10 protein-coding genes are annotated in these 13,747 nt (G+C 75.2%); 7 read left to right on the plus strand and 3 right to left on the minus strand.

The window, feature by feature from the left end; genetic code table 11:
• Together ABD234_RS04335 and ABD234_RS04340 are read right to left on the minus strand one after the other, a co-directional pair.
• The coding region (locus ABD234_RS04335; RefSeq protein ID WP_344354278.1) for a hypothetical protein at positions 1–271 on the minus strand (271 nt) is incomplete at its 3' end.
• Positions 268–1,257 (minus strand): L-lactate dehydrogenase, encoded by a 990-nt coding sequence (locus tag ABD234_RS04340; RefSeq protein ID WP_344354280.1) that lies wholly within the window; start codon positions 1,255–1,257, stop codon positions 268–270. The genes ABD234_RS04335 and ABD234_RS04340, both read right to left, overlap by 4 nt.
• Positions 1,258–1,432: 175 nt before the next feature.
• On the opposite strand from ABD234_RS04340, the gene ABD234_RS04345 reads away from it, so the two are divergent.
• The 6 genes from ABD234_RS04345 to ABD234_RS04370 all read left to right on the plus strand — a co-directional run bounded on the left by ABD234_RS04345 (position 1,433) and on the right by ABD234_RS04370 (position 10,495).
• Positions 1,433–3,046 (plus strand): ABC-F family ATP-binding cassette domain-containing protein, encoded by a 1,614-nt coding sequence (locus tag ABD234_RS04345; RefSeq protein ID WP_344354282.1) that lies wholly within the window; start codon positions 1,433–1,435, stop codon positions 3,044–3,046.
• A 139-nt stretch (positions 3,047–3,185) separates the two neighbouring features.
• Complete coding sequence (locus ABD234_RS04350; RefSeq protein WP_344354283.1) at positions 3,186–4,472, plus strand: O-acetylhomoserine aminocarboxypropyltransferase/cysteine synthase family protein; 1,287 nt, start codon at positions 3,186–3,188, stop codon at positions 4,470–4,472.
• Between the two features lie 43 nt (positions 4,473–4,515).
• Positions 4,516–5,217 carry an HAD family hydrolase gene (locus tag ABD234_RS04355; RefSeq protein ID WP_038372281.1) on the plus strand — a complete coding sequence of 234 codons (702 nt, stop codon included), beginning with the start codon at positions 4,516–4,518 and terminating at the stop codon, positions 5,215–5,217.
• Positions 5,214–5,906, plus strand: coding sequence for an HAD family hydrolase (locus tag ABD234_RS04360; protein WP_038372282.1), 693 nt, complete (start codon positions 5,214–5,216; stop codon positions 5,904–5,906). Before ABD234_RS04355 ends, ABD234_RS04360 begins: the two co-directional genes overlap by 4 nt.
• A gap of 97 nt (positions 5,907–6,003) precedes the next feature.
• Positions 6,004–7,926: a thioredoxin-like domain-containing protein gene (locus ABD234_RS04365; RefSeq protein ID WP_038372521.1), complete on the plus strand. Its 1,923-nt coding sequence runs from the start codon at positions 6,004–6,006 to the stop codon at positions 7,924–7,926.
• A gap of 10 nt (positions 7,927–7,936) precedes the next feature.
• Positions 7,937–10,495, plus strand: a complete 2,559-nt coding sequence (locus ABD234_RS04370; RefSeq protein ID WP_344354286.1) for a pyrophosphatase — start codon at positions 7,937–7,939, stop codon at positions 10,493–10,495.
• Between the two features lie 112 nt (positions 10,496–10,607).
• Here ABD234_RS04370 and ABD234_RS04375 read toward each other — a convergent pair whose 3' ends face one another.
• Positions 10,608–11,225: a TetR/AcrR family transcriptional regulator gene (locus tag ABD234_RS04375; protein WP_038372525.1), complete on the minus strand. Its 618-nt coding sequence runs from the start codon at positions 11,223–11,225 to the stop codon at positions 10,608–10,610.
• A 153-nt stretch (positions 11,226–11,378) separates the two neighbouring features.
• Between ABD234_RS04375 and ABD234_RS04380 the strand changes: the two genes are divergently transcribed.
• Complete coding sequence (locus ABD234_RS04380; protein ID WP_038372283.1) at positions 11,379–13,745, plus strand: hypothetical protein; 2,367 nt, start codon at positions 11,379–11,381, stop codon at positions 13,743–13,745.
• Positions 13,746–13,747 lie beyond the last annotated feature (2 nt).

Genomic DNA, 13,747 nt, shown 5'->3' on the forward strand with positions numbered 1-13,747 from the left:
GGCGGGCGTCCTCGCGCCGGGCCGCGCGGCGGGCGCGCTCCCGGCGCCGGGCCTCGCGCTGCTCCTGGTTCCGCCGCTCCTGCTCCCGGCGCCGGAGCTCGCGCTCCTCCTGCGCCCGCTGGTCCTGCGCCCGCTGCTCCTGCTCGCGCAGCTCCTGCTCGCGCTGCTCCTGCTCGTGCGGCTCCTGCTCGGGCCGGCGCTCCTGCGCCGCGGCCCCGCGGGCGTCCGGCTCCGGCTCGGACCGCGGGGCGTGCGGCGGCGGCGCCGTCACAGGCCCAGGCTCCTCTGGGCGCTGCGCAGCGCCGCGGCCGATGCCTCCAGGCGCGCCTGCTCCGCATCGTCCATCGGCACCTCGAGGCGGCGCAGGACCCCGCCGCGCCCCACCACGCTCGGCACGCTCATCGCGACCCCGGAGATGCCGCGGTAGTCCGACAGCGGCGTGGACACCGGCAGCACCGCCTGCTCGTCGGACAGGATCGCCTCGACGATCCGCGCCCCCGCCACGCCGATCGCCAGGTTCGTGGCGCCCTTGCCGGCGATGACCGTGTACGCGGCCCCGGCGACCTCCCGCTCGAGATCGCCGAGCTCGGCGTCGGACAGGGCGCGGGCGCCGTCCGGGTCCGTCCACTGCCGCAGCGGGACCTCGCCGATCGACGCGGAGGACCACAGCGCGAACTCGCTGTCCCCGTGCTCGCCGATGATCGTCGCGTGCACCGAGCGGGAGGAGACCCCCAGCCGCTCCGCCAGGCGCCAGCGCAGCCGGGAGGTGTCCAGCACCGTCCCCGAGGACATCACCCGGCCGTCGGGGAGGCCGGCGATGCGAGCCGCCGCCAGGGCGAGGACATCGGCCGGGTTGGTGACCAGCACGTACACCGCGTCCGGTGCCTGCTCGAGCAGGCGGGGCAGCAGGTCCCGGAGGATGTCGACGTTCGTCCCGGCCAGCTCCAGGCGGGTCTGCCCGGGCTTCTGGCGGGCGCCCGCGGTGATGACCACGACATCCGCCCCGGCCACGCAGGCCACGTCGTCGCCGCCGATGATCCGGGCGGGGGAGGTGGACGGCGCGGCGAGGGAGGAGCCGTGGGCGAGGTCCAGCACCTCGGCCTCGACCTTGGCGGTCGCCACGTCGTACAGGGCGATGGTGCGGGCGCTGCCGCGGAGCATGGCGGCATAGGCGACGGAGGCGCCCACGCTCCCGGCGCCCACGACGGCGAGCGTGGAGGTCCGGGCGGGGGCGGCGGCGGGCTGGTCGATGCTCATGGCCCCAGTCTCGCGGATCCCGGCGCGCGGAGCACGCGACGCGTCCGCGGGCCTGCGTCGCGGGGAGGCCGGAAAATCGCGTGACGTCCCCGCGCGGGGCGCCCTACAGTGGCGTCCATGACGATCTGATCAGCCTCCCGCTGCCCGCATCCCGCGAACCTCCAGGAGCTGATCCATGCCCCAGACCCCTCTGCATCTGCGCGCCGACGGCGTGTCCGTGTCCTTCGGCGACCGCCGCGTCCTCACCGACATCACGCTGTCGGTCCCCGCGCAGAGACCCACCGGTCTGCTCGGCGAGAACGGCAGCGGCAAGTCGACGCTGCTGCGGGTCCTCGCCGGACGGCTGCGGCCCGATGCCGGGTCCGTCGCGGTTCCCGGGCCCATCGGCCTGCTGGACCAGGAGATCCCCTTCCCGCCGGAGACCACCGTCGCGCAGGTCATCGCCGATGCCCTCGAGAGCGCCCGACGGCTCGAGCGGGAGCTGCAGGCCGCCGGCGACGCCCTCGTCGACGGGGACGCCGCCGCGGCGGCCGTCTACGACGACGTCCTGGCCCGGGCCGTCCTGGCCGACGTCTGGGGAGCGCCCGCCCGCGCCGAGCAGGTGATGACGGGCCTGGCCCTGCAGGACGTGGACCGCTCCCGCCGCCTGGACGAGGTCTCCGGCGGCCAGCGCGGACGCCTGGCCCTGGCCCGCCTGCTCATCGCCCGGCCCACCACCCTGCTGCTGGACGAGCCGACCAACCACCTCGACGACGACGGCGCCGCCTTCCTCACCGGCATGCTCGCCGAGCATCCCGGCCCCGTCCTCGTCGCCAGCCACGACCGCGCCTTCCTCGACGACGCGACCCGGGTCCAGCTGGACCTCGACCCGGCGCCCAGCCCCCTGGACGCCGAGCCCGGCGGCGTCACCGCGTACGAGGGCGGCTTCAGCGACTACCTGCTGGCCCGCTACGACGCCCGCGACCGCTGGGCCCGCCAGCACCGGGACGAGCAGGAGGAGCTGGACCGTCTGCGGGTGCAGGTGCGGGAGTCCCACAGCGTCGGACACGAGGGCCGCGGGCCCCGGACCGAGGCCCGCGCCTCCAAGAAGTTCTACGCGGACCGCAACGCCGCCGTCGTCTCCCGGCGGGTGCGCGATGCGCAGCGCCGCCTCGAGGAGCTCGAGCGCACCCAGATCCGCAGGCCTCCGGCGCCGCTGGCGCTGTCCCACCTGCCCGCGGCCGAGGGCCGTCGCGGCGGCGTGCTGCTGGCGGCGTCCGAGGTCGCGGTGCGAGGGCGCCTGGCTCCCACCTCGGTGGCGCTCTCCTCTGGGGAGAAGCTCCTGGTCACCGGTCCGAACGGGGGAGGGAAGTCGACCTTCCTGCACACCCTGGCCGGGCGGCTGGAGCCCACCGGCGGCAGCGTGTCCCGGCCGCGCGGCGCCCGGGTCGCGCTGCTCGAGCAGGACACCCCGGTGCCCGAGGGGACCGTCCGCCAGGTGCTCGCCCGGGCCGCCGGGGTGCCGGAGGCCGATCACGAGCCCGAGCTGTTCGGCCTGGTCCACCCGCGGGACCTGGTGCGCCCGGTCGCCGAGCTGTCCCGCGGGCAGCAGCGTCGCGTCGAGCTCGCCGCCCTGCTCGCCGACCCGCCCGAGCTGCTGATCCTCGACGAGCCCACCAACCATCTGGCCCTGGAGATCGCCACCCAGCTCGAGGACGCCATCGGCCGCTGGGACGGGACGGTGGTCATCGCCTCCCACGACCGCTGGCTGCGCCGGCGCTGGGAAGGACGCGTCCTCGAGCTGGGCTGAGCGCGGGCCGGGCGCGACGACGCCCGGCGCCGCCCCCGGGGGGGCCCGCGGTCACAGCCGTTCACAGTCGTGGACGGCCGTCACGAACCCCGCAAGACTGCACGGACGAGCACATGCCGTCCTCACCTCAGGAGCCCCGATGTCGCAGAGCACGCAGAAGTTCGAGACGCTGACGATCCACGCCGGCCAGGAGCCCGACCCCGGGACGGGCGCTCGCGCGCTGCCCATCCAGCAGACCACGAGCTTCGTCTTCCCCAGCGCGGAATCCGCCGCCGACCGCTTCGCCCTCGCCGAGGCCGGGAACATCTACACCCGCATCACCAACCCGACGCAGGGAGCCATCGAGGACCGGATCGCCGCGCTCGAGGGCGGCGCGGCCGGGCTGCTGCTGGCCTCCGGGCAGAGCGCCATCACCCTGTCGATCCTCAACGTGGCCCGCAGCGGGGACAGCGTCGTGGTCTCGCCCAGCCTCTACGGCGGCACCTTCAACCTGTTCAAGCACACCCTGTCCCGGCTCGGGATCGAGCCGCTGTGGGTGCAGGACCCGACCGATCCCGAGTCCTGGCGCGCGGCCGCGACCGAGAGCACCGTCGCCTTCTTCGCCGAGACGATCCCCAACCCCCGCCAGGACGTCCTGGACATCCGGGCGGTCGCGGACGTCGCCCACGAGGTCGGCGTGCCGCTGATCGTCGACAACACGATCGCCACCCCGTACCTGCTGCGCCCCCTCGAGCACGGCGCGGACGTCGTCGTCCACTCGGCGACGAAGTTCCTGGGCGGGCACGGCACCTCGATCGCGGGCGTGATCGTCGACGGGGCCAGCTTCGACTTCTCCGCCCACGGGGACCGCTTCGCGAACTTCGTCGAGCCCGACGAGTCCTACGGCGGCGTGGTCTACGCGGATCTGCCCGCCCCCTTCGCGATCCGCGCCCGGGTCCAGCTGCTGCGCGACATCGGCCCGGCGATCTCCCCGTTCAACGCCTTCCTCATCGGCCAGGGCCTGGAGACCCTCCCGCTGCGGATCGACCGGCACCTGGAGAACACCCACGCCGTCGCCGCCTTCCTGCGCGAGCAGCCGGCCCTGACCTCCGTGCGCTGGGCCTCCGATCCCGACTCGCCGTACAAGGAGGTCGCGGACCGCTACCTCCCGCGCGGCGCCGGGTCGGTGCTCGGCTTCGTCCTCGAAGGCGGGGCGGAGGCCGGCCGCCGCTTCGTCGACGCGCTCGAGCTGCACTCCCACGTCGCCAACATCGGGGACGTGCGCAGCCTGGTCATCCACCCGGCGACCACCACCCACGCCCAGCTCGGCGAGGAGGAGCAGCGCGCCGCCGGCGTCGAGCCCGGCTTCGTGCGCCTGAGCGTGGGCATCGAGCACATCGACGACATCCTCGAGGACCTCCGCCGGGGCTTCGCCGCCATCGCCTGATCACCGGCCTCCGGGCTCCGGGCGGCGCGGATACCCTGGGGGCATGAGCGATCTCCTCGAATCCGTGCCCCTGTCCGCGTGGCCGACCGCCTGGACCCCGCAGGCCGTGGTCTTCGACCTGGACGGGACGCTCGTGAACACCGAGGCGGAGTGGGTCGCGGTGCAGGACCGGTACCTGGCCGGGCACGGCGCGCGGATCACCGAGCAGGAGCGGCGCGACATCACCGGGCGGGCCGCGGAGGTCGTGGTGCTCGCGATCGCCGCGGCCGTGGGGAAGGACCCGCACGTGGTCGGGCGCGAGCTCGTGGACGCGCACCGGGAGGGCATGCGCGGCAAGGACGGCTTCGCGACGCTGCCCGGGGCGCTGGAGACGGTGCGCGCCATCGCCGCGAAGGTGCCGGTCGCGATCGCCTCGAACTCGCCGCGGGACATGCTGGACCACAAGCTCGCGGCGACCGGGCTGGACGCCGTGGTCGACGCGCACCTGGCGATCGAGGACGTCGCCCTGCCCAAGCCGGCCCCGGACATGTACCTCCGCGCCGCGCAGCTGCTGGGCGCCGCCCCCCGGGACTGCCTGGCGGTGGAGGACTCCGAGGCCGGGGCGCAGGCCGCCATGGCCGCAGGGCTGAACCTCATCGCCGTGCCGTCGCTGCCCGGGCAGGATCCCCAGGCCCACCTGCGCCTGGACAGCCTGGAGGATCCGCAGCTGCAGACGTGGATCGCCGGCTGGGAGAGCGTGCGATGACGGACCGGTTCCGCGACGCGTTCGGGGACTGGACCCCGGAGGCCGTGGTCTTCGACTGCGACGGCCTGCTGCTGGACACCGAGTCGGTGTGGGAGCGCACGCAGTCCGTGATGCTCGCGCGCTACGGCGTCGCCGAGGAGGACACCGACCTCGACGCGCTGGTCGGCTCGACCCTCGAGGAGGCCGCGGCGGCCATCGCCCGCGCCGCCGGGAGGGAGGAGGCGGCGGTCCTCGTCGAGACCCGGGACCTGTTCCTCGAGCATCTCGGCGGGGAGATCCGGGTGATGCCGGGGGCGCGGGCGGTGCTCGAGGCGACCGCGGCGCGGGTGCCGATCGCCTGCGCCTCGAACTCGTGGCTCGAGGCGCTCGAGGACAAGCTCGAGCGCAGCGGCCTGCGCCCGCTGTTCCGCGCCGTCGAGGCGGCCGACACGGTGGCCCGCCCCAAGCCCGCCCCCGACATGTACGTGGCCGCCGCCCGGGCCCTCGGCGCCGACCCGGGACGGACCCTCGCCTTCGAGGACTCGGCGACGGGCGGCCGGGCGGCCGTGGCCGGAGGGCTGCGCCTGATCGGCGTGCCGCCGGCGGGCGTCGCCCTGCCCGGGGCCGCGCTGCACCTCGAGGACCTCGAGGATCCGCAGCTGCTGGACTGGATCGCGAGCTGGCCCGCGCGGCCCGCGCGCGAGGCCTGATGCCGTCGCCGACCGGACTCCCGTCGGGCCCCGCCGGACGTCGCACATGTCGCGACGAGTTGGCGCGTCGGCATCCCGGCGGTGTTCACTGGTGCGCATGACCTCGAACTCGGACCCCAGCGACGGCACTCTGGATGCGCGCGTGCGCGGGAGCGCCCTGCGCGGCCGCGGCTGGCTGAACACCGGCGGCGCGGAGCTCGGCCTGGAGGACCTGCGCGGCAAGATCGTGCTGCTGGACTTCTGGACCTTCTGCTGCGTCAACTGCCTGCACGTGCTGGACGAGCTGCGCCCCCTGGAGCAGAAGTGGTCCGAGGAGCTCGTCGTGATCGGCGTGCACTCGCCGAAGTTCGAGTTCGAGAAGGACCGCGACGCGCTGGTGGCGAACATCGAGCGCTACGAGGTCGAGCATCCCGTGATCGACGACCCGGAGCTGCTGACCTGGTCGGAGTACGGGGCGAAGGCCTGGCCTACCCTCATGGTCCTGGACACGCACGGGCGGATCGCCGGGAACCTCTCCGGCGAGGGGCACGCCCAGAACCTCGACCAGCTGATCGGGCGCCTCGTCGCCGAGGGCGAGGCCGACGGCTCCCTGCGCCGCGGCCCCGCGCCGACGGTGCTGGCCGAGCGGACCCCGCAGACCCTGCGCTACCCCTCCAAGCTCGCCGCCCTGCCCGACGGCCGCCTCGTGGTCAGCGACGCCGGCCAGCACCGCCTGGTCGTCTTCGGGCCCGACGGCGCCACCGTCGACGAGATCATCGGCTCCGGCCTGCGCGGCCTGGTCGACGGCGAGAACGAGCACGCCCGGTTCGCCGAGCCCAACGGGGTCCTCGCGCTGCCGCCGGAGATCGCCGAGCAGGTCGGCTACGACCTCCTGGTCGCCGACAGCGCCAACCACGCCCTGCGCGGCGTGCAGCTGGGCGCGGACCGTCTGCTGCGCGGCCGCACCGCGAGCGTGGTCACCACCGTCGCCGGCACCGGGGAGCAGTGGATGCAGGGCTGGGACCTGCCGCGCGGCGAGGGGGAGGCCCGCGGCTACGCCCTGTCCACGCCGTGGGACATCACCTGGTCCCATGCGCTGCACCGCGCGGTGATCGCCATGGCCGGCATCCACCAGATTTGGACCTTCGATCCCGTCACCGGGGCGCTCGCCGTCCTCGCCGGCACCACGAACGAGGGCCTGGTCGACGGCCCCGTCGTCACCTCCTGGTGGGCGCAGCCCTCCGGCGTGACCGAGGCCGCCGACGGCGTGATCCTCGTCGCGGACTCGGAGAGCTCCGCGATCCGGGCGATCGACCCGTTCAGCATGACGGTGTCCACCATCGTCGGCGAGGGCCTGTTCGACTTCGGCCACGTCGACGGTCCGGCCGCCTCGGCCCGCCTCCAGCATCCGCTGGCCGCGACCGTGCTGCCGGACGGCCGCATCGCCGTGGCGGACACGTACAACGGCGCGATCCGCCTCATCGACCGCGAGGGCGCGACCGACGGCACGGCCACCGTCGTCACCGTAGCGACGGACCTGTCCGAGCCCTCGGGCCTGATCGTCGGCCCGCCGGTCGACGGCATCGGCCAGCTGCTGGTGGTGGAGTCGGGGGCGCACCGCGTGACCTGGGTCCCCGTCGCGAAGGCCGCCGAACGGGTGATCGACTCCGGGGCGCAGCGCTCCGAGCGTCCCGCGACGGAGGTCGGCCCCGGCCCGCTCACCGTCCGGGTGCTGTTCACCCCGCCCGAGGGCCACAAGCTCGACAACTCCCTCGGTCCCTCGACGCAGCTCAGCGTCAGCACCACCCCCAGCGCGATGATCACCGACGGCGCGGGCACCGGCACCGACCTGGAGCGCCGCATCGAGCTGGACCCCGCCTACACCGAGGGGGTGCTGCACGTGAGCGCGCGCGCCGCCTCCTGCGACGCCGATCCGGCCGTCGAGTTCCCCGCCTGCCACATGCATCAGCAGGACTGGGGAGTCCCCCTCCGCGTCGTCGACGGCGCACCGACCACCCTGGACCTGGCCCTCCTGGGCTGAAGGAGCCGCAGTGGAACTCATCACCGCGTTCGCCCTCGGCGACGACGTCGCCATCCTCCTGCTCGCCGTCGTGGCGATCGCCGTGGGGGCCCTCGTGGCCTCCGTGGTGCTGATGCGGAGGTGGTCGGCCCTCGAGGACGCCGTCGCGCCCTCGCCCTGGCTCGGCTCCCTTCTGACCTCCGGGGTGAGCCTCGCGCTGTGGGCGGGCGTGCCCGCGCTGGCGCTGTCGCTGCTGGTCGTCGACGCCATGCCGGGCCGTCTGCTGCGCGCCGCCATGATCCTGCTGGGCCTGGCGCTGGGCGGCGTCTCCGCGTGGCTCGGACAGCGCCTGCTGCTCGCGGCGCGCAGCACGATCGATCCGGCCGATGCGCCCGCCGCCTCGGTGCGCACCGGCGGCCTGCTCGCCTCCTCCGCGGTGGCCGTGGTGGCGCTGCCCGCCGCCGTGACGGTGTGGCTGCTGCGCCAGGGTGCGGGGGAGATGCTCCTGGCCCTGGCCCTCGGCGCCGCGCTCACGGCCCTCGGCCTGCGCGTGGTGGCGGCCCTCGCGGAGCCCGCGGCCTCGGCCGCGACGCTGCTCGCCGGCGGCCATGAGCTCGAGCTGGCCCGCGAGGACGAGGCCAACCGCTCCGCGACCGTCCTCTCCGACGCGGAGATGCTGCGCCACGGCGCCGGCCGCAGCGCCCAGATCAGCGCGGTCACCGCGATCGCGGTCGGCGCGGGCCTGACCGTGGGCGTCCCGGTGATCGCGACCGAGGGCATCGTCGTGGCGATGCTGGGCCTGGGCGTCGCGATGGCGGCCCCGCTGCTGGCCATGGTGATCCCGCAGGTCGGGGCGCCCGGCCGGGAGGTCGCCGCCTACCGGATGGCCGGGCTGATCCCCGCCCTGATCGCGGCGGCCGGCACCGTCGCCGCGGCGGCGCTGTGGCTGCCGGGGCAGTACCGGAACCTCCGCTTCGACGGCGTGGGCATGGGCAGCTTCACCGATCCTGCGGTGACCAGCACCCCGCAGCCGCGCGCCGACATCGCCGATCAGCTCGTGACCGCCGGCGCGGATCTGGGCACCTACGTGTCCCAGACCGACGAGTCCCGCGGCGCGAGCGCCTTCCTCGACGTCCTCGCCGCCTACACCACCCACCCCAACACGCTGGTGGCGGTGTCCATCGCGCTGGGCGCGGCGGCCGCCATGTGCGGCCAGCTGCTGATCGCCGCGCACGCCGCGCCGGGCGGTCCCGCCGCCCGCCGTGCCGCCCGCACCGCCCGGACGGGCGCGAGCATCGGCATCCTCGCCGCCCTGGGCGGCGCCGCCCTGTGGGCCGGCCTGGTGCTGAGCATCCTCGCCCTCGTGATCGCCGCCCTCGGCGTGCTCGCCGCAGGGATCCCGCTGCTGGCCCTGGCCCTGTCCGCCTTCGCCGCGCTCGGCGGGCTGCTCGCGGTGACGGCGCAGGCCGCCTCCCACGCCGCTCCCGTGCTCGTGGACCGCCCCGGGGTCGAGGAGGACTGGCGCACCCTGGTGCGCGGCCGCTCCGACGAGGGGGCGACGGGCCTCGGCATCGTCGCCGCGCTCGGGGCGATCGCCCTGATCGCCCCGATCGTCGCCGCCGTCCAGGCCGCGCCGCGCGCCGCCACCCTGTGGGAGGACCGCCTGCTGCACGCGATGACCCCCACCTCCCTCAGCGTCGTCGCCGGCGCCGGGCTGGGCGTGGTCACCGTGCTGATGATCGCGTCCTTCGTGCTGGACGGCCAGCGCCGGCTCTCGGCGGCCGCCGTCCTCGAGGCCCGCACCGCCCACCTCGAGGAGCGTCCCGACGTCTCCTTCGACGGGCTCGGCCTGGACGCCCGCCGCGCCGGCCTGGTGGTCCTCGCGGCCGCCGTGCTGATGCCGATCGTCGCAGGGTTCGCCCTCGGTCCGGCCGCGGTGCCCGCCTACCTCGCCGCGCTGATCATGGTGGGCCTGGGCCTGTCGCTGTGGGCCCACGCGGCCGCCGGTCCGCTCGCGGGCGCCGTCGACCTCATCGAGGCGGGCCGCTACGGCGGCCGCGGCTCCTGGGCGCACGGAGGGGCGCTCAACGGCGCGGTGCTCGGCGTGAGCCTGCGCGCCGCGCTCGGCGAGCTGCTCGTCCCGGCGCTGCTCGCCGCGAGCCTGACCTCCTACATCGTCATCACCATGATGGTGGGGACCGTCGCCGAGGGCGTCTCGGTGTACCTGCGGGTCGGGATCGCCCTGGTCGCGGCCCTGGTGGGCCTGTGCTGCTGGCTGTTCGCCCGCACCGCGCCCGAGCCCGATCTCGAGGACGGCGAGGCCACCTTGGCCCGCCCCCTGTTCGCCACCCAGGTGGACGAGGATCCCGAGGGCGGCCTGCTCGAGATGAGCTGGGACGACGAGGACGAGGACGAGACCGCGAAGGCCCGCACGCCCCGGCGCGCCGCCGTCGCGCTGGCCGAGCCGGATGAGGACGCCGAGGACGCCGACGACGAGGACGCCACGGAGGATCCGGAGGACGCCGAGGACGTCGAGGACGGGCCGCCGCCGGCGAAGCCGAAGCGCGCGCGCCTCCGCCGGCGCCGCTGATCGGGCGGCGCCCCGACCGGACCGAGGACCCGTCCGCACGGCATCGTGCAGGCGGGTCCTCGTCAGTGCAGGGTGCGGCGGGGCGCGACCGGGGGATCGGGCCGGGCGCCGATCAGGCGCTGCGGTCCTGGGGCTCCGCGAGGCCCGCGGCCCCGGGGACGGCGCCGAGGCCCGAGAGGATGAAGTCCTCGAGCGCGCTGTCGTCGAGGCGTCGGGCGCCGGCCTGGCTCACCAGCAGGGAGTTGAGGATCCGCACGGTCGCGTCGATGTCGAGATCGCCGCGGAAGTCACCGCGGTCCATGCCGTCGCGCAGGATGGTGCGCAGCACGTTCTCGATCACCACCACGTGCTCCCGCAGCCGCTTGGCGGTGTCCGGATCCAGCGTCGCGCCCTTGCCCTGGCGGGGCATGTGGAAGGTGATGTGCAGCTCCAGCTGCCGGCGCACGTAGACGCGGATCGCCTCCGGCGGCGAGTCGATCCGGGAGAGATCGTCGCGCAGGGCGTCCACGAAACCGGCCGTCTGGTGCATGGCGTACTCCACCAGCAGCGCTTCCTTGTCGGGGAAGTGGTTGTACATGGCGGTGCGACCGACCTGCGCCGCCGTGGCGATGCGGGAGAACGTGATGCGCTCGAACGCGTCGCGCTCCAGCAGCTCCTCGAGAGCGCTGAAGATCTTCTCGCGCGTGCGCTCGCGATGCTCCTCCAGGGAGCCGCCGATGATCTTGGGCATGTCGCACATTGTTGCACCGTGTCAGCATCCGTCCAGCGGCACTCGCGGGATCGTGCCGTCCCCGCGCCCCTGAATCCCGCCCGAAAGCCGCTGTGACCTGCAGGATGTGGATGAGTCGGGGGTGGTCGTCACCCGAGATGCTTCGATGACGTCATGCCTGCCTCGACGGTCCCGACGCCGCCTCCGCTCCTGCCCCGCCGCTCCCTCCTCGCCGCAGGGATGCTCCTGGGGCCTCTCGCGCTGACGGCGTGCGAGGAGGGAGCGGAGGAGGAGCCGCCCCCGTCCGCCGCGCCGGCCCCGCCGCCGGCCCGGCTCACGCTCGCTCCGCTGACCACCGCCGCGGAGCTGATGCCCGAGCATCCCGTCCGGGTGCGCGAGTGGCCCCTCTCCCGCACCGCCGACCGCCCGCTGGGCCTGCTGCAGCGGCGGGCGCGATCGTACGAGGCCACGCTGCGCGTCCTCACCGACCAGGACCCCGAGGGCCGGGACGTCCCGATCGACCCGGCCGCCTCCACCGTGGCCGTGGACGGCGAGGGAGCGCTCGTCCGCGTGCTCGTCGGCACGGTCCGGGACGGGGAGATGGTCCATACGATGCACCTCTCCCGCGACCTGGTGGAGTGGAGCACGGTCGAGCTCTCGGCCCCGATCGGCCGATGGGCCCTCGTCGCCGGCGGCGGCCTCGTGATGGGCGACCCTCGCGGCACCCAGGCCCACGGGTGGCGGATCGATGACGACGGCACCGTGGCGGCGCTCGCACCGGTCCCCGTCCCGGACGGCGCGACGGCGAGCATCCGGTCCGTCGCGCGGAGCGCGGAGACGATCGTCGCCGTGCTGGACATGACGACCCAGGGATCCTCGTCCCCGGCAACGGTCACCTCGCACGACGCCGGGCGGTCCTGGGGCGACCCGGTGCCGCTGCCCGTCACCGGGGAGCGCACCGGGGCACGGCACGTCCGTGCGCTGACCGGAGGGTTCGTCGTCACGGGCGTGCACCGGGTGACCCCGTCGTGGAGCACGGAGGGATTCTCCCGCCCCACGGCATGGTCCTCGCAGGACGGCACGGACTTCCGACAGGAGGAGGTGCCCCTGCCCCTGTGGCAGCGGGACGGGTGGACGCACGACGACATCGGCGAGCTGGAGCGCGGCCGTCCCATCGACTTCCGACGCATCGGCGCGGACCTCCCTGCCGTCGATGCCGACGGGGGCCGGCTCCATCAGACGATGAACGTCCTCGACGAGGCCTGGGTCGCGACGCGGGACGCGGACGGCTCCTGGCACCTGGACGGGGGGATGCTCCGGGCCCGGGGCGTCGTGCAGACGTCGATCGCCGACGGCGACGGGCGCATCCTGCTCGCCGCCGGCAGCGTCCAGGCGCGGGGGACGGACGGCAGGCCCCTGCGCGGCGGATCGCCCGTCGCCCCGCGACGGGAGACGACGGGGACGCGCGGCCGTGCCGATGCGGCGGCCGCCGGCGTCGTGGCCTGGAAGGAGGACGGCCTCGTGGACAGCGGCGACGGATGGTACGAGGAGGGCCGGTACCGCTGCCTCGCCCTGCGCATCGCGGGGGAGCGGATCGAGGCGGTGCCCGATCTGCCTGCGGAGGTCGAGGCCTGGGAGCGGCCGATGCTGCACGCCCTCGCGCCGGAGCTCTGCATGGTGACCGGTCACAGCGCCCCCGAGGACGCATCGGTGCAGGCGCGGGTCCATGCGGACGGGCAGTGGCGGGCGGTGACGGGGCTGGACGCCGATGCGGTCGGCTGGGTGGGCCCGCTCACGACGCTCGACGGCAGGCTCCATCTCGCCGTCGTCACCGGCGAGGAGCGCGAGGGCGGGTCGATCTCCTGGGCGCCGCGGATCTTCGCCTCCGAGGACGGGATCGGCTGGGCACCCGCCCTCGAGGGGCCGGTGCGCGTCGCCGAGGAGGAGCGGGCCTCACGGGGCGGGGGGATCAGCTGCGTGGCCGCCCTCGGCGACGCCGTCGTGGGGATCGGCGCCGTGGTCGACGAGGACGAGGTGAACCGTCCCATCGTCGCGATCCACGACGGGGACGGCTGGGCGGCGTCGATCCTCCCCGATGCCCCGACCGGGATGCTGGACCATCTGACCCGGGTCGGCGGGGAGGCCGTCGCCTGGAAGGCCGGGGACGACGGGGCGGTGGTCTGGGCCGTGGCCGCCGACGGTTCGGCGGCGGAGTCCTACCGGGCGACCGATCGCGCGTCGCGCGGGCCCGTCCTCGACCTCGGGGACGGCGTCCTCCTGGCCGGCGGCTGGATCGACGTGGCCGCGAGCGAGGCCGAGGACGGGCAGCAGCACGGCATCGGGGCCTGCATCTGGGCGAGCCGGGATGCGGGCGCCACCTGGGGCGCCACCCTGCTGCCGCGCCAGGCCGGCCGCTTCCCCGCGGTGCATCTGATGCAGGAGGGGGAGGAGGACGTCATCGTCTTGCTGGACGATCCCGACGGTCCGCGCGGATATCGCATCCCCGCGGCCCGCGCGGACGTCCTCGAGGGCGGCGCATGACC

The organism is Brachybacterium phenoliresistens (assembly GCF_039530785.1).
In the GTDB taxonomy this organism is placed as follows: domain Bacteria; phylum Actinomycetota; class Actinomycetes; order Actinomycetales; family Dermabacteraceae; genus Brachybacterium; species Brachybacterium phenoliresistens.

Excerpts from the sequence above, each read along its gene's own strand:
- ABD234_RS04340 (WP_344354280.1), bottom strand. The coding sequence starts at position 1,257 with ATGAGCATCGACCAGCCCGCCGCCGCCCCCGCCCGGACCTCCACGCTC.
- ABD234_RS04345 (WP_344354282.1), top strand. The coding sequence starts at position 1,433 with ATGCCCCAGACCCCTCTGCATCTGCGCGCCGACGGCGTGTCCGTGTCC.
- ABD234_RS04350 (WP_344354283.1), top strand. The coding sequence starts at position 3,186 with ATGTCGCAGAGCACGCAGAAGTTCGAGACGCTGACGATCCACGCCGGC.
- ABD234_RS04355 (WP_038372281.1), top strand. The coding sequence starts at position 4,516 with ATGAGCGATCTCCTCGAATCCGTGCCCCTGTCCGCGTGGCCGACCGCC.
- ABD234_RS04360 (WP_038372282.1), top strand. The coding sequence starts at position 5,214 with ATGACGGACCGGTTCCGCGACGCGTTCGGGGACTGGACCCCGGAGGCC.
- ABD234_RS04365 (WP_038372521.1), top strand. The coding sequence starts at position 6,004 with ATGACCTCGAACTCGGACCCCAGCGACGGCACTCTGGATGCGCGCGTG.
- ABD234_RS04375 (WP_038372525.1), bottom strand. The coding sequence starts at position 11,225 with ATGCCCAAGATCATCGGCGGCTCCCTGGAGGAGCATCGCGAGCGCACG.
- ABD234_RS04380 (WP_038372283.1), top strand. The coding sequence starts at position 11,379 with ATGCCTGCCTCGACGGTCCCGACGCCGCCTCCGCTCCTGCCCCGCCGC.